Source organism: Endobacterium panacihumi, assembly GCF_050847465.1.
GTDB lineage: Bacteria > Pseudomonadota > Alphaproteobacteria > Rhizobiales > Rhizobiaceae > Neorhizobium > Neorhizobium panacihumi.
The window spans coordinates 2176085-2198945 of record NZ_JBOZRA010000001.1; the positions used below are offsets into that span (position 1 = coordinate 2176085).

Annotated in this window: 18 protein-coding genes; 8 read left to right on the top strand and 10 right to left on the bottom strand. The window is 57.9% G+C overall.

From position 1 onward, the window contains the following. Positions 1 to 182: 182 nt before the first annotated feature. Positions 183 to 1307: a glycoside hydrolase family 25 protein gene (locus tag ACRQ1B_RS10870; protein WP_432293576.1), complete on the top strand. Its 1125-nt coding sequence runs from the start codon at positions 183 to 185 to the stop codon at positions 1305 to 1307. Positions 1308 to 1395: 88 nt separating this feature from the next. Here the strand turns inward: ACRQ1B_RS10870 and ACRQ1B_RS10875 are convergent, their stop codons facing one another. Next, positions 1396 to 4563, bottom strand: a complete 3168-nt coding sequence (locus ACRQ1B_RS10875) for a PAS domain S-box protein (protein ID WP_432293578.1) — start codon at positions 4561 to 4563, stop codon at positions 1396 to 1398. 193 nt (positions 4564 to 4756) lie between these two features. Then, a complete protein-coding gene (locus tag ACRQ1B_RS10880; protein WP_432293579.1) occupies positions 4757 to 5131 on the bottom strand; it encodes a YegP family protein in 375 nt (124 codons plus the stop codon). Between the two features lie 175 nt (positions 5132 to 5306). Between ACRQ1B_RS10880 and ACRQ1B_RS10885 the strand changes: the two genes are divergently transcribed. The 3 genes from ACRQ1B_RS10885 to dgt all read left to right on the top strand — a co-directional run bounded on the left by ACRQ1B_RS10885 (position 5307) and on the right by dgt (position 9562). Continuing rightward, on the top strand, positions 5307 to 6329 hold the full coding sequence (locus ACRQ1B_RS10885; RefSeq protein ID WP_432293581.1) for a lactonase family protein: 1023 nt from the start codon (positions 5307 to 5309) through the stop codon (positions 6327 to 6329). Positions 6330 to 7063: 734 nt separating this feature from the next. Beyond that, entirely contained in the window at positions 7064 to 7954 is an 891-nt protein-coding gene (locus ACRQ1B_RS10890; protein ID WP_432293582.1) for a DMT family transporter, read from the top strand. Positions 7955 to 8083: 129 nt separating this feature from the next. Next, positions 8084 to 9562 carry a dGTP triphosphohydrolase gene (dgt, locus tag ACRQ1B_RS10895; protein WP_432293583.1) on the top strand — a complete coding sequence of 493 codons (1479 nt, stop codon included), beginning with the start codon at positions 8084 to 8086 and terminating at the stop codon, positions 9560 to 9562. A 3-nt stretch (positions 9563 to 9565) separates the two neighbouring features. Here dgt and lepA read toward each other — a convergent pair whose 3' ends face one another. Beyond that, positions 9566 to 11392, bottom strand: a complete 1827-nt coding sequence (lepA, locus tag ACRQ1B_RS10900; RefSeq protein ID WP_432293584.1) for a translation elongation factor 4 — start codon at positions 11390 to 11392, stop codon at positions 9566 to 9568. Between the two features lie 77 nt (positions 11393 to 11469). Beyond that, the gene (locus ACRQ1B_RS10905; RefSeq protein WP_432293586.1) at positions 11470 to 12741 is read right to left on the bottom strand and encodes an MFS transporter; all 1272 of its coding nucleotides are present in this window, start codon (positions 12739 to 12741) and stop codon (positions 11470 to 11472) included. Positions 12742 to 13031: 290 nt separating this feature from the next. Between ACRQ1B_RS10905 and ACRQ1B_RS10910 the strand changes: the two genes are divergently transcribed. After that, positions 13032 to 13550 (top strand): GNAT family N-acetyltransferase, encoded by a 519-nt coding sequence (locus tag ACRQ1B_RS10910; protein ID WP_432293587.1) that lies wholly within the window; start codon positions 13032 to 13034, stop codon positions 13548 to 13550. Positions 13551 to 13584: 34 nt separating this feature from the next. Here the strand turns inward: ACRQ1B_RS10910 and ACRQ1B_RS10915 are convergent, their stop codons facing one another. Further along, positions 13585 to 14655, bottom strand: coding sequence for an alpha/beta hydrolase family protein (locus ACRQ1B_RS10915; RefSeq protein ID WP_432293588.1), 1071 nt, complete (start codon positions 14653 to 14655; stop codon positions 13585 to 13587). A 100-nt stretch (positions 14656 to 14755) separates the two neighbouring features. Beyond that, the gene (locus ACRQ1B_RS10920) at positions 14756 to 15367 is read right to left on the bottom strand and encodes an HAD-IA family hydrolase (protein ID WP_432293589.1); all 612 of its coding nucleotides are present in this window, start codon (positions 15365 to 15367) and stop codon (positions 14756 to 14758) included. A 185-nt stretch (positions 15368 to 15552) separates the two neighbouring features. Between ACRQ1B_RS10920 and ACRQ1B_RS10925 the strand changes: the two genes are divergently transcribed. Next, on the top strand, positions 15553 to 16773 hold the full coding sequence (locus ACRQ1B_RS10925; protein ID WP_432293591.1) for an MFS transporter: 1221 nt from the start codon (positions 15553 to 15555) through the stop codon (positions 16771 to 16773). A gap of 4 nt (positions 16774 to 16777) precedes the next feature. On the opposite strand, the gene ACRQ1B_RS10930 is transcribed toward ACRQ1B_RS10925, so the two are convergent. Next, entirely contained in the window at positions 16778 to 18013 is a 1236-nt protein-coding gene (locus ACRQ1B_RS10930; RefSeq protein ID WP_432293592.1) for an MFS transporter, read from the bottom strand. A gap of 34 nt (positions 18014 to 18047) precedes the next feature. Continuing rightward, on the bottom strand, positions 18048 to 18668 hold the full coding sequence (locus ACRQ1B_RS10935) for a TetR/AcrR family transcriptional regulator (protein ID WP_432293593.1): 621 nt from the start codon (positions 18666 to 18668) through the stop codon (positions 18048 to 18050). Between ACRQ1B_RS10935 and ACRQ1B_RS10940 the strand changes: the two genes are divergently transcribed. Together ACRQ1B_RS10940 and ACRQ1B_RS10945 are read left to right on the top strand one after the other, a co-directional pair. Beyond that, positions 18667 to 18981: a hypothetical protein gene (locus ACRQ1B_RS10940; RefSeq protein ID WP_432293887.1), complete on the top strand. Its 315-nt coding sequence runs from the start codon at positions 18667 to 18669 to the stop codon at positions 18979 to 18981. The genes ACRQ1B_RS10935 and ACRQ1B_RS10940 overlap by 2 nt on opposite strands. Before the next feature lie 315 nt (positions 18982 to 19296). Further along, positions 19297 to 19878, top strand: a complete 582-nt coding sequence (locus ACRQ1B_RS10945; RefSeq protein ID WP_306837782.1) for a J domain-containing protein — start codon at positions 19297 to 19299, stop codon at positions 19876 to 19878. Positions 19879 to 19967: 89 nt separating this feature from the next. Here the strand turns inward: ACRQ1B_RS10945 and pheT are convergent, their stop codons facing one another. After that, entirely contained in the window at positions 19968 to 22403 is a 2436-nt protein-coding gene (pheT, locus tag ACRQ1B_RS10950) for a phenylalanine--tRNA ligase subunit beta (RefSeq protein ID WP_432293594.1), read from the bottom strand. Further along, positions 22400 to 22843: a GFA family protein gene (locus tag ACRQ1B_RS10955; protein ID WP_432293595.1), complete on the bottom strand. Its 444-nt coding sequence runs from the start codon at positions 22841 to 22843 to the stop codon at positions 22400 to 22402. The genes pheT and ACRQ1B_RS10955 overlap by 4 nt, the downstream gene beginning before the upstream one ends. Positions 22844 to 22861 lie beyond the last annotated feature (18 nt).

Below are 22861 nucleotides of genomic sequence, written 5' to 3' on the forward strand. Positions count from 1 at the left end.
TTGCACAGTTTTGGAAGTGATCCCTGTCAATTCCATTGGCAATACACCTAAATTTTGCGCTGCTGCATCCCACCTTCGTAAAGATTGCATTCAGTCTTTTTCAGTAATCTTCCGTTAGCACTGTCTCCAATGGTTCCGGTTTGCCGCTTCAGGCGCTGGACATGTGATGCGTACGGATACCGATGCATAAAGCGATCAAGCCTGCATTTTTCATGGCCACGCTGCTGTTGAGCAGCTGTTCATCGAGCACGACACCGGAATCCCTGGTGCCGACGCGGCCTTCCCGCGAACTGACCAGCTCCATCCAGCCGGCACCGCCGGTTCCAGCAGCCAGTGTCGGCGGGCCTTCCGTGACCGCGACACCGCAGCCGCAGCAGCAGGAAGTTCTGGCCTGGGCCGGACCGACGCCGAGTGGTCATGCATCCATGCCGGCGGCGCCGATGGAAACCATGGCGGCATCGCGCACGGCCCCTCTCCCGGCATCTGAAACGACTGTCGGCATGCCGGGAGCCCCACTGCCGCTGCAGCGCCCGGCCGGCATGATGGAAACCGCAGCACTTTCCTCCGGCACGATGAGCGCTGCCGCCCGCTCGCGTATCTACAGCCGCCAGTTCCGCGATGCCAAGCCAATCAATTTCGGCAGGGTGCAGCCGCGCCATTTCGCGGTTCACGGCGTCGATGTCTCCCGCTGGCAGGGTGAGATCGACTGGCCGAAACTGAGAACCCAGGGGGCCAACTTCGCCTATATCAAGGCGACCGATGGCGGCGACCATCTGGACCCGATGTTCAAAACCAACTGGCGTCGCGCCAAGGAAGCGGGCATTCGCCGGGGCGCCTATCATTTCTTCTACTGGTGCCGCACAGCGGGCGAACAGGCCGACTGGTTCATTCGCAACGTACCGCGCGAGCCCGATGCCCTGCCGCCGGTCATCGATGTCGAATATAATGGCGAATCCGCCTGCAAGATGCGGCTGTCCAAGGCGCGCGTCATCGAGAAAATGCAGGTCTTCATGGACAAGCTGGAACGCCATTATGGCCAGCGTCCGGTGATCTATACCGCGCCTGATTTCTACAAGGACAATCTGCGCGGCGAGTTTGAAAACTATCCGTTCTGGCTGCGCGCCGTCGCCCAGCATCCGTCTGTCGTCTATCCCGGTCGCAAATGGGTGTTCTGGCAATATTCGGGCTCCGGCCTGTCGCATGGCGTGACCGGCAAGATCGACCTCAATGTGTTCAACGGCAGCGAACAGCAGTGGCACAACTGGCTGAACCGCCAAAGCGGCTCGGGCACCATGGCCCGCCGCTAGAGCACCGGCAAACGAGCAAACACAAAAGAGGCGCCTGCGATACCGCAAGGCGCCTCTTTTCGTTTGTTCGGATGACTGACTTGCCGGATCAGCTCGCCAGCCTTCTCGGCCTGTTGCGCACCGCCAGTTCAGGCATTTCCTGCAGGAGTTCGGTTACCTGTTCTGCCCGCAGCGGGCGGGCGAGCAGAAATCCCTGAACCTCATTGCACTGATCGGCGGTGAGGATCGCCAGCTGTTCGTTGGTTTCGACGCCTTCGGCCGTGACTGATATGCCAAGCGCGCGGCCAAGCCCGAGAATGGCCTGTACGATAGGTCGGGCACTTTCCTTGCGGTCGAGATCCGACACGAAACTGCGATCGATCTTGATGACGTCGAACGGGTAGTTGCGCAGATAGCTCAGCGACGAATAACCGGTACCGAAATCGTCCATGGCAAGCGTCACGCCGACCTGTTTCAGTTCCTTGAGCAGGCTGACCGCGCGTTCGGCATCTTCCAGAAGAATGCCTTCGGTGACTTCCAGCTCCAGCAGCGAGGGTTCGAGCCCGGTTTCCGCCAGGCAATCACGGACCTTCTGCACGAAATCGGCATCACGGAACTGTACCGGCGACACGTTCACTGAAACACCGATACCATGCCAGTGCGTAGCGGTTTCGCAGGCCGTGCGCATGATCCAGTCGCCCAGCGGTACGATCAGGCCGTTCTGCTCGGCCAACGGAACAAATTCGGCTGGGCTGATGCGGCCACGTTCGGGATGCGCCCAGCGCACCAGTGCCTCGGCGCTGCGGATATGACGGCCGCGGGCGTCGAAACGCGGCTGATATTCAAGATAGAATTCGCCGGCCGCAAGGCTGTTACGCATGCCTTCGGTCATCTGGCGCTGCACCGCGACCTTGCAGTTCATGTCCGTCGAAAAGAAGCTGAACTGGCCGCGGCCGTTTTCCTTTGACTTGTACAGTGCCGCATCCGCTGCCCGCAGAAGCTCGTCCGGCGTTGTGCCGTCAGAGGGAGACATGGCGATGCCGATGGACACGCCCACCGACAGTTCGACACCCTCATGGCGGATCGGTGCCGTCACGATCTCATGGATATGCGAGCAAAAACGTTCGATTGCCTCGGTGGGCATGCCGGGGGCGGCAATGACGAATTCGTCGCCACCGACACGGGCGACGATCTGGTCATCACGCAAGGCGCGGCGCATGCGGTCAGCGACCTCACCCAGAACGCGGTCTCCCACGTGATGGCCGTAGGTATCGTTGATCGGCTTGAAGCGGTCGAGATCGAGATAGAAAACCACCATGCTGCCGGCGGGGCCTGCAAGGCAATTTTCCATGAAGGATGATAGTTTCACGCGGTTCGGCAGCGACGTGGCGGAATCGTGTTGGGCCTGACGGCGGGCATCATCGAAAGCGGCGGCCAGTTCGACGTTGGAGCTGACATCGGTCGCGTATTTGATGACCTTGGTCGGCTTGCCGTTAAGGTCGAAAATCGGATTGTAGCTGGCCTGGATCCAGATCTCGCGACCATCCTTGCCGACGCGTTTGTACATGCCGGAATGATAGCTGCCCGAACGAAGCTTGTCCCAGAACCCGACGTAATCGGCACCTGCGGCCTCGTCTCGCGCAATCAGCACGGAATGGTGACGGCCCCGGATCTCATCGAGTTCATACCCCAACATGTTGAGGAAATTCGGGTTGAGATCGATGACAGTACCATCAAGATCGAAAACAGCGACACCCTGCGACTTGTGGATCGCCTCGATCTGCCCCTGATAATCGGCCTGACGCAGTTTTGCCTCGGTAACATCGGTCGCGTATTTGACGACCTTGAAAGGCCGACCGTTCAAATCCTTGATCGGATTATAAGTCGCCTGAAGCCAGACTTCATGGCCGTTCTTGCCGATGCGCTTATATTCGCCGGCGCGGAAATTACCTTTGGCAATATCGGCCCAGAATGCTGCGTATTCCGCGCTTTCCGCCTCCTCCGTTTCGACGAACATGCGGTGATGCTGACCGCGAACATCGATGAACTTGTAACCGGTGGCGTTCAGAAAATTCTCGTTGGCCTCGATAATCGTGCCGTCGAGTTCGAAAGAGACCACACATTGGGCATTGTGAATGGCCGCAATCTGGCCTTCGTGTTCGGCCTGTACCAGCCGTTCGTCGGTGACAACCGACGCGTATTTGACGACCTTTACCGGCTTGCCATTGGCATCAAAGATCGGATTGTAGGTGGCTTGAAGCCAGATTTCCGTGCCGTCCTTGGCAAAACGCTTGAAAAGACCGGCGCGGTGGCGGCCCTTGCGAAGATCGCTCCAGAATGTGGCGTATTGCGTGCCGTGCGCATGCGAGCGCTCGACGAACATTTTGTGATGCCGACCCTGAACCTCTTCGAGCGCATAACCGACAGCTTCGAGAAACTGCTCGTTGGCATCGAGAATCGTGCCATGCATATCAAAGGTGATGACACTGTTGGACTTGTGAATGGCATTGATCTGCCACTCGTAATCGGCCTGGCGCAATTTCTGGCGGGTGACGTCGGTGGCATATTTGACGATCTTCATCGGGCGACCGGCGGGGTCCATGATCGGGCTGTAGAGAGCCTGCAGCCAGACATCCTCACCATTGCGACGGCGGCGGCGATATTCACCCGACTTGTGTTCTCCACGCCCGAGCGAGCGCCAGAATTCCCGGTATTCGACGGTATCCGCGTCATGCACGAAAATCGAATGATGCTGACCGATCACTTCCGACAGGGCATAACCGGTGGCATCGAGGAACTTGGCATTGGCGTCGAGCACAACACCCTCAAGCGAAAAGTGGATGACGGCCTGGTTGGCATTGATGGCGGCTATCTGGCCCCGTTCATCCGCCTCGCGCGCTTTCTCCCGGGTGACGTCGGTGACGATCTGCAGGATTTCGGTGACGGTACCGTCTTCCGCCTGAATCGGCACGTAGCGCGACTGCAGCCACAATTCGGCACCGAGCTTGGCGATCCACAGCGACGTCAGTTCGCGTTGCTCACCCCGGCGCAGACTGTCCCACAATTCGCTCTGGCGCGCGCGCGTGACCGCCTTCGACAGGAACAGACGATCCTGATTGCCGAGCAGTTCGGTGAGCTCATAACCCATCATGCGCAAAAAATGCGGATTGGCAGCAGTTATCTTGCCGTCGACATCATACTTCACCGTGGCAAAGAGTTGATTGAGGGCGCGAACCTCGGTCGAAAGGTTCAGATAATCGGCGACGGGCTGCGGCATCGGCGGGACACTGATTCGTTAAAACTGCCACCAGCCTATCGCGCACTCTCTAAAGTAGCGTAAACATTTGAATTCATTGTGTTTATAACTGTTTATCACCTTTTTATATTCTAAAAATAGAACATGAAAATGACAACCGCCATCAGTTGCAAACCAAATGATCGGCATTCTCGGGCGACACGGCATCGAACGATCAGGCAGAAACGGTCTCGTCAACAGTGTCGGCATCGGGAGCATTCTTCTTCACCGATTCGATGCAATTCTTGGCGCTGGCTTTCGACGCATAGGTTTCGGAGCGCACCATGGCCTCGCCGTTGGCGGCCTTGAACCGCACAAAATGTTCGCCGTTCTTGCTCTCAACGATCTCGAAACGATAACCCGACCCGGTCTCGTCCTTGGTGAGGTCGACCGTTACAGCACCCGGCGCATTCTTCTTGATGGACTCGATGCAGTTTTTGGCGCTGGCCTTGGAGGCGTAATTTTCCGACCAGACCATGACTTCGGCATTGTAGACGAACTGGACGCGGAACTGCTCGTTTGCAGCTTTCACGATCTTGAACCTGTGCATGCGACAACTCCCCATGAATCTGGTCATGAAACCGGTAAATCGCATGGCATTCAGCGCCATGTATCAGCAAGGTTTAATGCAGGCGGGGGTTAAGTCAAGGGAAGCCTGTCGGCGATGATCTACGTTTAAGAAGAGGAAACGATTGCGTTTCTGACCTGAGCAGGAGGTGTCTCGAGTGAAGCGGAATTTCATCTATGTCGGCAATGCCGCCAGCAACGATATCAGCGTGTTTCGGCTGGAAGAGGACGGACATGCCGTCCCCGTCCAGACAGTAGTCTTCGAGGGCATTGACGCGATCGGCAATGCGACGCCGCTGGCTGTCAGCCCCGACAAACAGTTTCTCTATGCCGGCATCCGCGCGGCACCCTTCACGGTCCTGACCTTCGCCATCGATGCCGACACCGGGCATCTGCGGCAGATCGGCCGTGCGGCGCTGGCCGACAGCATGGCCTATCTTTCCGCCGACCGAAGCGGACGATTTCTCTTCGCGGCGTCCTATGGCGGCAGCGTGATTTCCGTCAATCCGATCGGCGACGATGGCGTGGTGGGTGACCCCATGCAGGTGATCGAAACCGGGCTCAATGCCCATGCCATTCTCCCCTCGCCCGACAACCATTTTGTCTTTGCCAGCAATCTGGGCTCCGATCAGGTTCTGAGATTTCGCTTCGACGAAAAGACCGGCATCCTTTCCGATGGCGATCCCGCAAGAATAGCGTTCGAACCGAAATCCGGTCCGCGCCATTTCGTTTTTTCGCCGGATGGCCGGTTCACATTTGCCATTACCGAGCACAGTGCCGAGGTGATCTCCTTCGCGTATAATGCGACGAACGGGGATTGGAAAAAGCTGAATGCAGCCAGCATCCTGCCCGAAGGTTTTGCGGGTGTCAGCGCCAGTGCCGATATTCACGTCACGCCGGACGGGCGTTTCATCTATGCGTCCGAGCGCACATCCAGCACGCTCAAGCTTCTGCATTTCGATGACGTGACTGGCAAACTGCAAGCCCGCAAAAGCATTGTTACCGAAAAACAGCCGCGCGGTTTCACCATCGACCCGACCGGTCGTTTTCTGCTGGCTGTGGGCGAGCTTTCGCACCGGATGACCATCTATACAATCGATGCGGAGACCGGTGCGCTGAGCGCGGTGGCATCTCATCCGACGGGCCAGCAACCAAACTGGGTGGAGGTTGTTTCGTTGTAACATCGGCTGCCGCACCCTCATCGAAAAGGACGCCCGCACCAGGACAGAGTCCGCCCTTGGTGCGGGACGCTTTTTTAAATTTCGGCCGGGACACGGTTTGTGCCTCTGACTGAAATTATTAAATGACACGCGCCGTGCCCCGTTTCGGCGGTTTATGCCCGCGACTTCGGTTCCTCTGCCAAAGCCATCCCGGCGATTTGCCACCGGCTGGCGATCATGTGTGCCGCACAGGCACGCCCGGCGCGCGCTTTCGGGCCTCAGAGATGCTGTGAGGATTGACGCTCTCAACACCTCCCCCGTGTCGCCGGAGGGGAACCAGTTTCCGCGAACCCTGAGGATGGAGACTTACGTCTTTTCTCCACCACCAGCGCCGGCTCCACCTCGCCGGGACGCCTCCCGGTGTATCCGTGATGGAACGGGTGAAGGATCGCACGCTCTGAAAAGGCGGAGATGAAATTGAAGGCAAGATATTGATTTTGTTGAGCGGGATGGGGTCGGCGCGAGGAAAAAATGTTCTATTCGCGACATATTGTGCCGTTTCGGCAAAGCGATAGACTGCCGATGCATTCTCTTCGCCGTCATTCTCACCCGTGCGGGAAGAAGCTGAAGCGGTGACGCTTAAAGCCCCTTCGAATGCGCCTGCCTGATCGCGGCCTCAGCGACATAATGTCGGTAGACTTACCCCCACACAAAGGCCCATACCGGATTTCATCGGGTTGGAGGTTCAAAATTTCATGGCAGATGACAGTCTCACCGCGACAGCAGGAGGACGGGCGGAGTTCGGCCAAGGCCTGATGTGGATGGCCGGCAGCATGGCGTCCTTTATCGGCATGTCGATCGGCTCGCGCGAAATGGCAGCCACCATGTCGATCCAGCAGGTGATGTTTTTTCGCGCGCTGGTCGGGCTGCTGATCATCCTCGTGGTAGCACGCAAACTGTTCCCGGAAGTGCGGCAGATGAAGATGCTGAAACTGCATTTTCTGCGCAATGTCGTGCATTTTACCGCGCAATATCTCTGGACGGTCGGTATCGTGTTTCTGCCGCTCGCCTCGGTCTTCGCGCTGGAATTCACCATGCCGATCTGGGCAGCGTTTTTTGCCTGGATTTTCTTAAAGGAAAAACTGACGACGCCACGCATCATCGCCACGATCGGCGGTTTTATCGGCGTGCTGGTGATCGTCCGGCCGGGCCTTGCGATGATCCATCCCGCCGCCGGGCTGGTGCTGATCGCCGCTGCCGGTTTCGCCATCGCGCTGATCGTTGTGAAGGAGTTGACGCGCCATTGCTCGCCGGGCGTCATCGTCGTCTGGATGATTCTGATCCAGCTGCCGCTGGGTTTCGTGGTGGCATTGACCGACTGGCAACCGGTGCAGATGGTATCCGTGCCGTGGATGTTCGTCTCCGGCATCGGCGGTCTGACGGCGCATTATTGCCTCGCACAGGCGCTGAAACGGCTGGAAGCCTCCATCGTCATGCCGGTCGACTTTCTGCGCGTGCCGCTGGCGGCGATCGTCGGTTATTACGCCTATGCGGAAGCGATCGACCTTTTTGTCTTCCTGGGTGCTGCCATCATCGTTCTGTCGAACTATCAGGTGGTAATGACGGAGCGCAGGCGGGTGCGGTAATCTGATCTTGCGCAAACATTAGAAGTACTACCCATACAAATCATTAAATTTGCATCTGCATCTTGCAAATACAAAAAATATGACTTCATATCATTTTAAATTCAACAAAACAGAGATCAGCATATGTGTATGAAGTGGGCGGATCTTTTTAGTGAAGATCGAAATTACAAAAATACCTTCTCCAAAAACAAATCTGAAAGGGAAAAAATATTCTTAAATCACTATTCAAGAGATCCTGATAGGGTACTATTTTCTTCTTCTTTTAGAAGACTACAAGGCAAAACTCAGGTTTATATTTTCCCACAAACCGATTTTGTGAGAAACAGGCTAACGCACAGCCTAGAGGTTTCCAGCATTGGAAGAAGCCTTGCTAGGGGCATATTCCAGAGACTTTCCGTCGAAAACACAACTTACAGGAAGGAAGCTGCAGACATTAAAGCTGACGGCCGACAAATGCCGGACCTCAATGATATTTTAGATATTGTGGCCGCGGCCTGTTATGCCCACGACTTGGGTAATCCTCCCTTTGGGCATATCGGAGAATACGCCATAAGGTCATGGTTTAAGAATAAGAAAGAACAAATTGAAAATGAACACAACAACAAAAGCTCAGAAGAAACCAAATACAGTCATCAAAACGGACTATCTTCAATAATTAATGATAAAAAATACAATGATTTCATGTATTTTGATGGCAATGCGCAAGCATTTCGAGTGACAAACAGACTTGAAGCGTGGGGGTACCGAGACGGCGGCTTATGTTTAACAGCCGCAACAATTGGTGCCTTGATAAAATATCCGAACTCTTCTTCAACCAAAAGCAGATACAGTAAAAAAGATGGAAAATTCGGATATTACAACGCCGAAAAAATAATATTTGAGGATGTTTGCGAGAATCTTAAGTTAAAGAAAATATGTGAAGGATCATACGCGCGACACCCCCTAGCATACATTACAGAAGCAGCAGACGATATCGCGTACCTGACCTCAGACATAGAAGACGCCAGAAAATTCGGAATGATATCATACGATGAGGCTAAGGAATATCTACTCCCCGCAGCACGATTCTTGCATGATTTTGACATGGATAGGCTTGAGAAAATAATAAAACCAAAGAATAAGCTAAAATTTCTGAGGTCCGCAGCATCACTGGCAATGGTCGAGCGCTGCGTGGACGCCTTTATCACCAACGAAGACAGAATTTTGTCCGGAACAATGGACGGAACATTACTTCAAAATTCCGATGAACTACGAGAAATAGAAATAAAACTGCGAGAAGCCTGTGAGGAAAAAATATACCACAAATATAAAAAAATTCGATCCGAAGCAGGCGCCTACGAAATAATAAAAGACATTCTTTCTATATTCTCGGAAGCAATCGAAGAAAATTTATCAAGCAAAAAAAATTCACAAAAAAATATCACCATATCGGAAAGATCAATCAACCTTATCAAAATAATAGATCAAACCGGCAGAAACCTAATGGAAGAAACTGATGCCTACAACGCATATCTTAAATTAATAGATTATATTTCCGGAATGACAGACAAATATGCGATGGATATATTTGACACGCTCGCCGGAAAAAGGCTTGCGCTAGGTTATTGAACATCAATCGTCTTTCATCTTCAGCGCGGCGATGAACGCTTCCTGCGGAATGTCCACCTTGCCGAACTGGCGCATGCGCTTCTTGCCTTCCTTCTGCTTGTCCAGCAGTTTGCGCTTACGCGTGGCGTCACCACCATAACATTTTGCCGTCACGTCCTTGCGCATCGCCGAGATGGTTTCGCGGGCGATGACGTTGCCGCCGATCGCAGCCTGGATCGGGATCTTGAACATGTGCCGCGGGATCAGGTCCTTCAGCTTTTCGCACATGTCACGCCCGCGCTTTTCGGCAGCCGAACGGTGCACAAGCATGGACAGCGCGTCGACGGGCTCACCATTGACCATGATCGACATTTTGACGAGGTTGCCCTCGCGGTAATCCGACAGGTTATAGTCGAACGAGGCGTAGCCCTTCGAGATCGACTTCAGGCGGTCGTAAAAATCGAACACGACTTCGTTGAGCGGCAGCTCATAGGTGAGCATGGCGCGCTTGCCGACATAGGTGAGTTCCGTCTGGATGCCGCGACGATCCTGGCAGAGTTTCAGGATACCGCCGAGATAATCGTCCGGCGTCAGGATGGTGGCCTTGATCCAGGGCTCGCGGATTTCGGCGATTTTCACCACATCCGGCATGTCGGCCGGGTTGTGCAGCTCGCGTTCCGAACCGTCGGTCATGGTCATCTGATAAACGACCGAAGGGGCTGTCGCGATCAGATCGAGGTTGAACTCGCGCTCCAGACGCTCCTGGATGATTTCCAGATGCAGAAGGCCGAGGAAGCCGCAGCGGAAGCCGAAGCCGAGAGCGGCGGAACTCTCCATTTCGAACGAGAACGAGGCGTCGTTCAAGCGCAGCTTGCCCATGGCGGCGCGCAGGTCTTCGAAATCGGCCGCATCGACCGGGAAGAGACCGCAGAACACGACGGGTTGCGCAGGCTTGAAGCCCGGCAACGCTTTCGCGGTCGGCTTCTTGTCTTCGGTGATCGTGTCACCGACGCGGGTGTCAGCCACTTCCTTGATCGAACCGGTGAAGAAACCGATTTCGCCCGGACCGAGGCTATCGACGGCCAGCATCTTTGGCGTGAGCACGCCGACGCGTTCGACCTGATATTTTGCGTCCGTGCCCATCATGCGGATGGTCATGCCCTTGGAGAGCACGCCATCGAGGATGCGCACGAGAACCATGACGCCGAGATAGGTATCGTACCAGCTGTCGACCAGCAAAGCCTTGAGCGGGCCCTTTTCGCCGGCCTCGCTCTTGGGAGCGGGCAGTTGATGGACGATGGCTTCGAGAACATCCGGGATGCCCAGGCCGGTTTTTGCCGAGATCAGAACCGCCTGGCTGGCATCGATGCCGATGACTTCCTCGATCTGTTCCTTGATGCGGTCCGGTTCGGCCGCAGGAAGGTCGATCTTGTTGAGGACCGTGACGATCTCGTGGTCGTTGTCGATCGCCTGATAGACGTTGGCGAGCGTCTGGGCTTCCACGCCCTGAGAGGCATCGACGACCAGAAGCGAACCTTCGCAGGCCGACAGCGAACGCGAGACTTCATAAGCAAAGTCGACGTGGCCGGGCGTGTCGATGAGGTTCAGCACATAGGTCTCACCATTGTTCGCCTTGTAATGCAGGCGGACGGTCTGGGCCTTGATGGTGATGCCGCGCTCGCGCTCGATATCCATCGAATCGAGGACCTGCTCGGACATATCGCGTTCGGCAAGACCGCCGGTCGTCTGGATCAGACGGTCGGCCAATGTCGACTTGCCGTGGTCGATATGCGCCACGATCGAAAAGTTGCGGATATGGTCAAGCGGCGTGCGCGAAGAATTGGTGCTCATGGTTCGCGCATATATCAGCGACAGTCCCTGCCGCAAAGGGGGGAAGATAACCTTTCGTTGAGTATGACGGCCTGCTTTTACGACTCGGGTAGCTTGGTTTCGGGAGTGATGCCGCCTTCGGGATCGGTGATGATGGAGGCATTCGGCATCTGGGCGGTTTTCATGCCAAAGTTTTCGCGCTCGTCCATCGGCACCGGCTCGCGCTCCTTGAGGCGCCAGATGACGTAAAGCCCGTAAGCGGAGGCCACCAGAATGATCGAATAGATAAATGTCTGCTGGCCGAGAACGGGGGCGAGAAAACTGATGCCGAGCGGTATGATCGTGGCCGACGTCGACCAGGCGACCAGCAGCGTTGAGGACAGAGGCACGAAATCGCCGGGATCGGCACGGTCGTTGGCATGGGCGTTGGCAACCGAATAGACGGTTTCGATGGCGCCGCCGAAAACGAGGAAAACGATCATCAGCAGAATGAAGGTGGTGAAGGACACCATCAGCGCCGCCACACCGGAAACGACGATGAGGCCGCAGGTGAACAGCAGGATGACGCGTCGATCGATACGATCCGACATAAGCCCAAGCGGGTACTGGATGAACAGCAAACCGGTCTGCATGACGAGCATGAGCAGTGCCACTTCGCCCTGGCTCACGCCGTTCAGCGTCGCATAGATCGGCGTAAAACCCTGCACGACCATGGAAAGGCCGCCCGAGGCGAGAACGCCGATGAGCCCGACCGGGGAAATGCGCCATGCCATTTTTATATCGACGCTGACGCTGGCCGGCGGCGGCGGATTGGGCAGACGCGTGAGGCCGATCGGGATGATGGAAAGTGCCGTGACGAACACGACGATCAGCGGCGCGAGATTGCCCTCCGCCGGCACCTGCCCGAACAGCCATGCGCCGAAACCGAGCCCGAGGATGAAGCACATATAAAAAAACGACATGGCGCGACCGCGCCATTCGTTGGACGAGGCATGATTGAGCCAGCTCTGGCAGATGATGAAGTTGACGTTGGATGCGGCACCGTAAATGGCGCGGGCGAGCACCCACCAGACCGGTGGCAGATCGGCTGCCACAAGCACCGCACCGATGATCACCATCGCCATGGAGCATGCAAATAACCGCGCATGCCCGACACGGCGAATGAGCGGACCGGCCAGAACGCAACCGAGAAGCCCTCCGAAGGCAAGGGCCGGAACCGCCAGTCTTGCTGCCCATGTGGCACCCTCGCTGGTCAGCACGAAGGGGACATATGTGGCCATGATGCCGCTGCCGATGGCGGCAATGGTCATGGATATGACGATACTGGCAATGGAAAAGGGGGACGCAGCGATGGCAGGCGTTCCGGTCATGATCATCCTCGAAGGCAGGCAAATGCAACAACGGTCTTTTGGGCGATCTCGATCGGAGGCTTGTTCGTCGCCTGACCATGGTGATGGTCCGGATATCACGCAGCCGCTTTGCGATTGCCGTGAGATTAGCGCAGGCTTGCGACGAAAAGCTATCCGGGGAGCGGCATGAACGGTGCGGATTTCGAAGCGACGACTTACGGCATTTGACCACTTGTTTCCCTATTGGCACACGATCATGGATGAGTCCCGTTTCGCCCACCTCTCCTTCTGTTTCCCTCCAGGATTATTCGATGACCGATATTTTCATTCTCGATGCCGATGCAGCGCGGGCTGCCATTCCCGGTCTCTGCGAGGTCTTGTCCGACTGTATCAATGGCGGTGCATCGCTCGGCTTCATGCTGCCGTTTTCGCCGGATGATGCTGTGCCCTATTGGAACGAGATTGCCGATTCGGTTGCGGCGGGCGACATCATCCTTGCCGTCGCCGAACATGAGGGCCGGATTGTCGGCACCGTGCAGGTCGGGCTGGCCTCCAAACCGAACCAGCCGCATCGCGGTGACCTGATGAAACTGCTTGTTCATCGCTCGGCGCGTGGGCTCGGTCTGTCGCGAAAACTGATGGCGGCCGTGGAGGAGGAAGCGGCGAGGCGCGGCCGCACGCTGCTGGTTCTGGATACGGCGACCGGCAGCGAGGCGGAAGCGATCTATCCGCGATTCGGCTGGGAACGGGTCGGTGTCATTCCCGATTACGCCCTGTGGCCGCAGGGCGGGTATTGTGGCACGACGCTGTTTTACAAACGCATCGGATAAGGTGACGGGAGGGTTTGCCTCCCGCCCTGTTTTCTCAGTTTCCAGGCTTCAGATCACGCTCGAATGCCGCGATGATAAGCCGGCTCAGTTCTTCGTGAATTTCTGCGCGCGGGCGAGCAGTTTCTTCGCAGATGGGATCGTTTTCCTCGAACGACTTCAGGAAGGCGGCCGCGCCCGGCTGGCAGACCGGCAGAAAACTGTAGTGATCGGAACTTTCCACCCGATGGAACGTCGCATGAGGCAAATCTTTCGACAGCTGTTCGGCCTCCACCGCCAGCGGCACCTTGCCTTCGCTGCCGAGGTTGATGAGCGTGATCGGCACGTCAACCGCCGCAACACTCTCCGGCTTCATCAGCGTGCCGAGACCGGGATCGACGGCTACCACGGCAGTGATGCGAGGATCGTGATTGGATTGCTCAAAGCGGTCACGGTCGATTTCGCGCATGTCAAAAGGTTCGACCTTGACGAAGGCACCATCGGCATAACCACGGCCACCACGGAACCAGCTGCAATCCAGTGAACCCGGCGGATGTTCATCGCAATAATGGATGAAGCCATCGAGATCCGGTCGCGCGCCGGCCAGTTTCAGAGCCGTTGAACCACCGAGTGAAAAGCCGAGAATGCCGACGCGGTTCTGATTGATCGAAGACTGCCACCTCTTGTTTTTGGACAATGCGGTGATGAGCACAGACATGTCCTGCGCGCGTTCCCAGATTTTTGGCGTGGCGGCCGGCGTGGAATCACCGCTCGTCGTACCCGGATGGTTCGGGGCGGCCACGATGTAACCGGCCTTTGCCAGTTCGATACCGATCCAGCCCATGCCTTCGGCGCGCGAACCGGAACCGTGCGACATCAGGATCAGTGGAAAACGTCCCTCGCGGATGGTCGCGCCGGTATTGGCAGCGGCCGCCTGAAAGACCTTGTCGGCGGTGGAAACCGCGGGCTGCCCATCTCCCTTGGACGGATACCAGACCGTGACCGCCAGAGGCCTTGGATAATCCTGCGTGACCACGCTGATCTTCTGCACGCCGACCGGCTCGGCGGCATGGAGAGCGGGTGCGAATGTGCAAAGGGACAGGGTGAGAAGAAGTTGTGTCGGTCTCATGGAAAATCTCGCTTTCGTTGGAGAACGAGGCGGAGGATGAGACCGGGATGAGAGACATTCGACCTCAAACGCGATCGAGGTCGTTTTTCTTTGAGCGAGCCTAATGCCTGCTGCGGAATTCTGCCAAAACGGTCTGCAATGACATACCCGGCAACCATTGCACCGCCCTCCAACCATAGCGAAGGGCCGCCTCGATATTTGCCTCAGCGTCATCGATAAAAGCGATATCAGCGGGATCAGCACCGACCCGTTGTGTTGCCACTTCGAAAAACGCCCTCTCCGGCTTCTTGTGGCCCAGAGCCGCCGAATAGAAGATGCCATCGAAGCGACCGGCAAAAGCAGCATGCTGCATCAGCCATCCGGCGCGTCGATGTTCCTGATTGGTGGCGAGGTAAAGTTTTGTGTCGGATGCACGAAGAAGAGCGAGATCTTCAAGCAAACGTTCGTCCAGCCGACTGTCGTTTTCGAACCAGTAGCGCAACACCTCTTCGACACGCAGATGCGGAGCGATTTCGGCCAGCACCGCCTGCAAAGACGGCTCGATCGGTTTACGGCCGGTGACGATATCGGGCCAGTGCAAAGCGAAAAATTGCTGCTGCAGCTTTGCCGGATCGAGGCCAAGATCACGTTCGGCCTGCGTAAAGGGTGACAAACCATCGACAGGGCGACCGTTAATCACGACGCCATCGACATCGACCATCAACATTTTCATGAGCTTTTACGGCTCCACCTACATCTTCGATGGTTATCGCACGGATCGCCGATACCGGTGGAGAAATGCAACAAAACTCTTCACAAAAAATCACGCCGCCTGTCGGCAAGCGCCGCCATCACGCGTCCTTGTGAACATCAGCAACGTGAAGTAGCGTCAGTTGGCGGCGCTTTGGGAGGTTTGGCATGAAAACATCCTATCAATGGGTCATCGTGGTCGCGGGCGGCCTCATGGGTTGCGTGGCGGCCGGCGCCATGTTTTCGCTGGCCGTGTTTCTGCAGCCGATCGTGACGGCGACTGGCTGGTCGCATGCCGGCGTTTCGCTGGCGATGACGCTGAATTTCATCGTCATGGGGCTCGGCGGCTTCATGTGGGGCATGGCAAGCGATCGCTTTGGCGCACGCATCGTCATCATGATCGGCAGCGTGCTTCTGGGTCTGGCGCTGGTTCTGGGCTCGATGGCGACCAGCCTTCCGGTCTTTCAACTGATCTATGGCGGCGTGCTGGGACTGGCGACGAGTGCATTTTTCGCGCCGCTGATCGCGCTCACCATGGCCTGGTTCGACAGACATCGCAGCATTGCCGTGTCGCTCGTCTCCGCCGGGATCGGCGTCGCGCCGATGACGATTTCGCCGCTCGCGCGTTTTCTCGTCTCCTATTACGGCGACTGGCGGCCGGCCATGCTTGCGATCGGCATCGGCTGCTGGATCATTCTGCCGCCTCTGGCGCTGCTGATGCGACCGGCACCAAAGGCCGCTGCAGACGGACACGCCGAAGCGCAAACCGGCTCAGGCGGGCAGGACTGGTCGCTTGCGAAAATCGTCAGCTCGCCAAAGTTCCTGGTTCTGGCCTTCACCTACTTCGCCTGCTGTGCGGCGCATTCCGGCCCGATCTTTCATATGGTGAGTTATGCCATGGCCTGCGGCATCGCACCGATGGCGGCGGTGAGCATCTACAGTGTGGAAGGTGCGGCCGGGCTTGGCGGGCGTGTTCTGCTGGGGCTTCTTGGCGACCGGTTCGGGGCAAAACCGGTGCTGATCAGCGGACTTCTTGTGCAGGCATTGGTGATTTCCGCCTATACGCAAGCGAGCGCCCTTCCCGGCTTTTACGTGCTGGCGATCATTTTTGGAGCAGCCTATGGCGGCGTCATGCCGCTTTATGCGGTGCTGGCGCACGACTATTTTCCGCCGCGGGTTATGGGCACCGTGCTTGGCGGCATCACACTGTTTTCCTCGGCCGGCATGGCGATCGGGCCGGTGGCAGGCGGCTGGGCCTTCGACAATTTTGCCGGTTACGAGTGGATGTTCATCGGTTCTTCGCTGATGGGGCTGGCGGCCGTGGCGATCGCGCTCGCCTTTCCCAAACCCGACAGATCGCAGCCGCCGACCGTGGCGGCGGCTGCGTGATGTATCAGACCTTTTCCCGCTTTTCCGTGAGGAAATAGAGGAAGGCGGAGATCGGCAGGGCAATGCCGATCGATGATGCCAGCGACCAGCCGCCGGTGGCATAGGCCCAGGCACCGATGGCCGAACCGAGCGCACCGCCGACAAAGAAGGCAGCCATGAACAGGCCGTTGAGACGGCTGCGCAGACTGGCGCTGAGGCCGTAGATAGCGCGTTGGCTGATCACCAGCGTTGTGGAGACACCGAAATCGATGAGGATGGCGGCAAGCGTCAGCAGGCCAAGCGCCAGCATGGAGCCTTCCGGGGCGATATGGGTGATCAGGTAACCGACAACCAATGCGGCAATGCCGAGAGCGGTCGCCGGGCGGCTGAGATCACGATCGGCGAGACGCCCTGCAATCGGCGAGGCGATGGCACCGGCGACACCGGCCAGCGCGAAGAGCGCGATACCGGCCTGACTGAGGCCGAAAGCGGGACCTGCGAGCAGAAGCGGCGTGACCGTCCAGAAAAGGCTGAAGCTGGCGAACTGACCGAACTGATAGGCGGCTCGACGGCGCAGAACCGGTTGCGTGAGCGCTAGCGAGACCATGGAGCCAAGCAGGGACAGATAGTTGAGGCTTGTTTCCGGCCGACGCTTTGGCAGTTTCACGGCCAGCACGAGACCAAGCACCACCATGACGGCTGCGGAGACGTAAAACACCGTGTGCCAGGACGAGAATTCGGCGATGAAGCTGGAGACCGGCCGCGCCAGCATGATGCCGAGCATCAATCCACTGACGACATTGCCGACGACGCGGCCACGACTTTCCTCCGGCGCGAGGCTGGCAGCAAAAGGCACGATCATCTGCACTGCGACCGAGCCGAGGCCGATCATCAACGACGCGGCAAGGAAAGGCGACGGCGTGGAGGAGACGGCGGCGGCAAGCAGCGCCAGCGTGACGATGGCCAGCATGGTGACGATCAGCCGACGGTTTTCGACGAGGTCTCCCAGCGGCACAACGAAGAGAAGGCCGAGACCATAACCGATCTGGGTCAGCGTCACGATCAGGCCGGTCGCTTCCGCCGGTAGGCCGATGGATGCGGCGATCGGGCCGGCAAGCGGCTGGGCGTAATAGATGTTGGCGCAGATGAGGCCGGCTGCGGCGGCCATCAGAAAGGTCATGCCGGCAGAAATGCCGACAGACTTTGGTTGTTCGTCCGGTTCGGAAAACGCTGTGTTTTCCTCGGTGGCTTGGAGGGTCATGCAAAAAACTTCCGGGAGGCTGGAGGTATAAAAATCAGTCGAGGATCTTGAGAGCGGCTTGGGCGGTGGCCATGGCGCGGGCACGGTCCTGTCCGCCCTTGCCGATGACACGCAGGCCCTGGATGACCGCATAGAGAAGATGCGCCGTGACATGCGGATCGATATGGACGCCGATCGAGCCATCGGCATGGCCTTCGCGGACGAGGCGCTCGAACAGGTCTTCGAACCCCGCCTGTGAACGGGCCACACGGGCATCGGCTTCTGCATCGAACAGGGCGAGTTCGACGGCAGCGCCAACGACGAGACAGCCGCGACGGCCGGCTTCGCCATGGGCGTTTTCAGCATAATATTCGAGCAGCAGGCGGATGCGCTCGCGACCATCTCTGCCGGGTGCGATCGCTTCGTCACGCCAGGCGTTGCGCACCAGCTTGTACCGATCGAAAGCGGCGAGAAAGATCGCCTTCTTGTCGGAAAAAGCCTTGTAGAGGCTGCCGGCTGTGACGCCCATGGCGGTGCTCAGATCACCGATCGAGGTGCCGTGATAACCACGCTCGGTGAACACGACAACCGCTTTGTCGAGCGCGATTTCCATATCGAATTCACGCGGACGGCCGGCGGCACGCGGCGAGGCGACGGCGATATCGGAGGCATTCATGGCGGACGATTCCATATTCGGGAATGATCGTTTCCAAATATGCCTGACGCCCATCCTGGTCAACCTGCTTATTTCAAAAAAATCGGAACATATGCCACCGGCATGGGTTTGTTCCTTGTCACCACCCCAAAAGATGGAGGCAATCATGAGCAAGAGTGACGTAGAAAAAGCCATCAAACGTGCCGAACGCCAGGTGGAAAACACCAGCGCTGGCGGCCACCTTGGCGGTGCCTATTATGGCCAATGCGCGGACGGCAAGACGGCGTCAACCAACAACAATGTCGGCAGCAATCGTCCGAACGCAGGCAGCTGATGGTATAGCGTCGCATTTGCATTCGTGTGTTTTTAACGAATACACGCGACAAGGTTGCAGGCGCATAGGTTCTATTTAGTATTTCTACCTTTGAACTGGCGATTTGCGGCCATTTTGAAGATCAAACGAAAGCCCCGCCCGCGTGCGGGGCTTTTTTTTAACGTTCTTTGGCTACCACAGCCATGTTTTGTGCGATTTGCGCCACAGAATCGCCCAGCCTGCCTGCTTGACGGAAAGGCGAGCGGTTTCGCCAGGGGGCAACCCACAAGTTTATATTAGGACTTTGAATACGTCGCGACCAAGAGATGTGAACTGATGATCGACCCTTACGACATTCTTGGAGTGACCCGTGACGCCGATGGCGCCGCGATCAAGGGCGCCTATCGCAAACAGGCCAAGACCTCTCATCCGGATGCAGGCGGCGACGTGGAGACTTTCAGCAAACTCACCAATTCCTACGAACTGCTGATCGATCCGATCCGCCGCAAGGTTTACGACGACACAGGTTACGACCCGGCGCTGGCCGATACCAAGGACCTCGAAAGCGTTCTCGTTCTTGAAACACTGATGAACGAACTGATCCTCGATGAGCGCGAGCCGGGCAGTTTCGATCCGGTTGCCGCCATGCGCCGCAAGCTGACCGATCAGATCGTCAGCGCCCGTTTCCACATTCTCGAGATGGAGCGGCATCGCGGCCGCATCCGCAACCATCTCGACCGTATCGGCAAGCGGCCGGAGGCCGATATTCTCGGCCGCATGTTCCGTGCCCGCACCGACACGATCGGCGATGCCATCATCAAGTCCGAGGCGCAGATCGAGGCGATCGAGCGCGCCTATGCGATGCTGGAGGGGTATTCCTACGAGATGGTGGAAATCGTGCAGAACGCCGCCGAATAACGGCCGATCGCAGCAAGTCCATTTAAACAGAAAGCCCGTCGTTGATGAAACGGCGGGCTTTCTTCATTTCGCTATCAGCAATAACCCGATCAGGCGCGCAGGACGCCGCCCGTGGCCTTCTCGACATTGGCGACGATCTTCTTGGTCAGCGCGTCAAAGTCTTCGTCGGTTAGGGTCTTGTCGACCGGCTGGATCAGCACTTCGATCGCAACCGACTTCTTGTCTTCGCCGAGCGATGCGCCGGCAAACACGTCGAACACGTTGACGCCTGTGATCAGCTTGCGATCGGCGCTCTGGGCCGCCTTGATGATGGCGCCGGCTTCAATCTCCGAACCCACCACGAAGGCAAAGTCGCGCTTGACCATCTGGAAGGGCGACAGATCGAGGCCCGGCTTGGTGCGAGTGGCTTTTTTCTTGGGCTCAGCCATGGCATCGAGATAGATCTCGAAACCGCAGAGAGCGCCGGAAACGTCGAGCGCATCGAGCGTCTTCGGGTGGAATTCGCCGAACGTGCCGAGAATGATTTTCGGGCCCATCTTGATCGTGCCGGAACGACCCGGGTGATACCATTCGGGACCGCCCTGCTCGATCTGCACATTGGCCATCGGCAGGCCGCAGGCCTCGATCACGGCGAGCGCATCGGCCTTGGCGTCGTAGACGTCGACCGGCTTGCCGCCGCCCTTCGTCGCATTCGACCACATGCGGCCGGCGCCATTGATGGAGGCGGTGCCACGACGGATGCCACCGGCGACACGACGCTGGCCTTCCGGCGTATCGGTCTCATACGTGCCCGAGACTTCGAAGATCGCCACATCGCCAAAACCCTTGTCGGCATTGCGCTGGGCAGCCGTCAGCAGGCCCGGCAGAAGCGATGGGCGCATATCGGACATATCTGCTGCGATCGGGTTGGCGAGCTTCAGCGACGGCGAGCCGCCGCCAAAAAGCTTGGCCTGATCTTCCGGAATGAACGACCAGGTAACGGCCTCCAGCATGCCGCGCGACGCCAGCGCCCGCTTGGCGGTGCGGGTGCGGATCTGCAGTGTCGTCAGGATACGGCTGTTGATCGCCGACAGCTTTTCCAGCGGCTCCGGCTTGATCTGGTCGACGCCGTGGATACGCATGACCTCTTCGACGAGATCGGCTTTGCCGTGGACGTCCGGGCGCCAGGACGGCACCTTGACGGACACGCGCTCGCCAGAACCTTCGACGGCAAAACCGAGGCGGGTGAGGATGTCGCGGCTTTCATCGGTGGAGATGTCGAGGCCGGTCAGGCGCTTGACTTCGGCATAGGGGAAATCGACGGTCTTGGCTTCATAACCCTTGTAACCGACGATCTTTTCCTTGGCGGGCGTGCCGCCGCAGAGGTCGAGAACCAGCTGGGTGGTGCGGTCAAGGCCGGGAACCATGTATTCCGGATCGACGCCGCGCTCGAAACGATAACGGGCATCGGTGATGATGCCGAGCGTGCGGCCCGACTTGGCGATGTTGATCGGATCCCACAGAGCCGATTCGATCAGCACGTCGACGGTGTTTTCATCACAGCCGGAATGTTCGCCGCCCATGATGCCGCCGATCGACTCGACGCCATTGTCATCGGAAATGACGACGTTGTTCTGACCGAGCTTGTATTCGCGGGTATCGAGCGCCAGCACCGTTTCGCCTTCCGTGGCGCGACGGACGACGAGATCGCCCTTGACCTTGGCAGCGTCGAAGACGTGCATCGGACGGCCCTGGTCGAAGGTCATGTAATTGGTGATATCGACCAGCGCATTGATCGGGCGAAGGCCGATGGCCTTCAGACGCGTCTGCATCCAGGCCGGACTTGGGCCGTTCTTGACACCGCGCACGAGGCGCAGGCCGAAGCCGGGGCAGAGCTTTTCATCATCGAGATCGATCGACAGGCCGACCGTGGTCTCACCTTCGAGCTTCAGAGCCGGTGCCGCCGGCACCTTCAGCGTGCCGAGGCCGGAGGCTGCGAGATCACGGGCGATGCCGTAGATCGAGGTGCAGTCCGGACGGTTCGGGGTCAGGTTGATCTCGATCATCGGATCGTCGATGCCGGCATAGGTCGCAAAGGATGTGCCGATCGGCGCGTCTTCGGGCAGATCGATGATGCCGTTATGGTCTTCCGACATGTTGAGCTCTTTTTCCGAGCACATCATGCCGTGGCTTTCGACACCGCGGATTTTTCCGACCGACAGCGTCACATCGATACCCGGGACATAATCGCCCGGACGTGCGAGCGCGCCGACCAGACCGGCGCGGGCATTCGGCGCGCCGCAGACAATCTGCAGCGGCTTGCCGCCATTGACATCAGGGCCGGCATCGACCGACAGAACCTTGAGGCGGTCGGCTTCCGGGTGTTTTTCCGCCGACAGAATTTTGGCGATGACGAAAGGCTTGTAGGCAGCCTTGTCATCGACATCCTCGACCTCGAGACCGATCGCCGTCAGGCGCTCGCAGATCTGATCGAGGGTTGCGTCGGTCTCAAGATGTTCCTTGAGCCAGGAAAGCGTGAACTTCATTGGTTTTCTCCTGAAGGCCTCGGCACGGTCATGGTTTCCATCCGTGGCAGGCCGTCATCGACATGGAAGAAGGGAAGCTGCTCGTGAACGTAACCGTGCACGCGCGGCGGATAATTTTCCGGCGCGTCCATGGCGCCGAGCATGAAGAAAATGCGGTCGGAAAGCCGTTCGTCCGTATAGGCGATCGGCGCGCCGCATGTGCCGCAAAAGCTGCGTTTGACGGGAGCGGTGCCATAAGTGGCAGCACTTGCGTCTTCAAACCTCACGTCTGCGGCAAGAAAGCCGACGAAGGCTGCAACAGGAGCGCCACTTGCACGCCGGCAATCGCCACAATGGCAATAGCTGGCATAGATGGGAGCAGCCGTCGCCTCGAAACGGATGGCGCCGCAACGGCATCCGCCCCGATGAAGATCCTGCTGCTCTCTTGCCATCTCGCTCATGGATGATCCTGCTCGCGG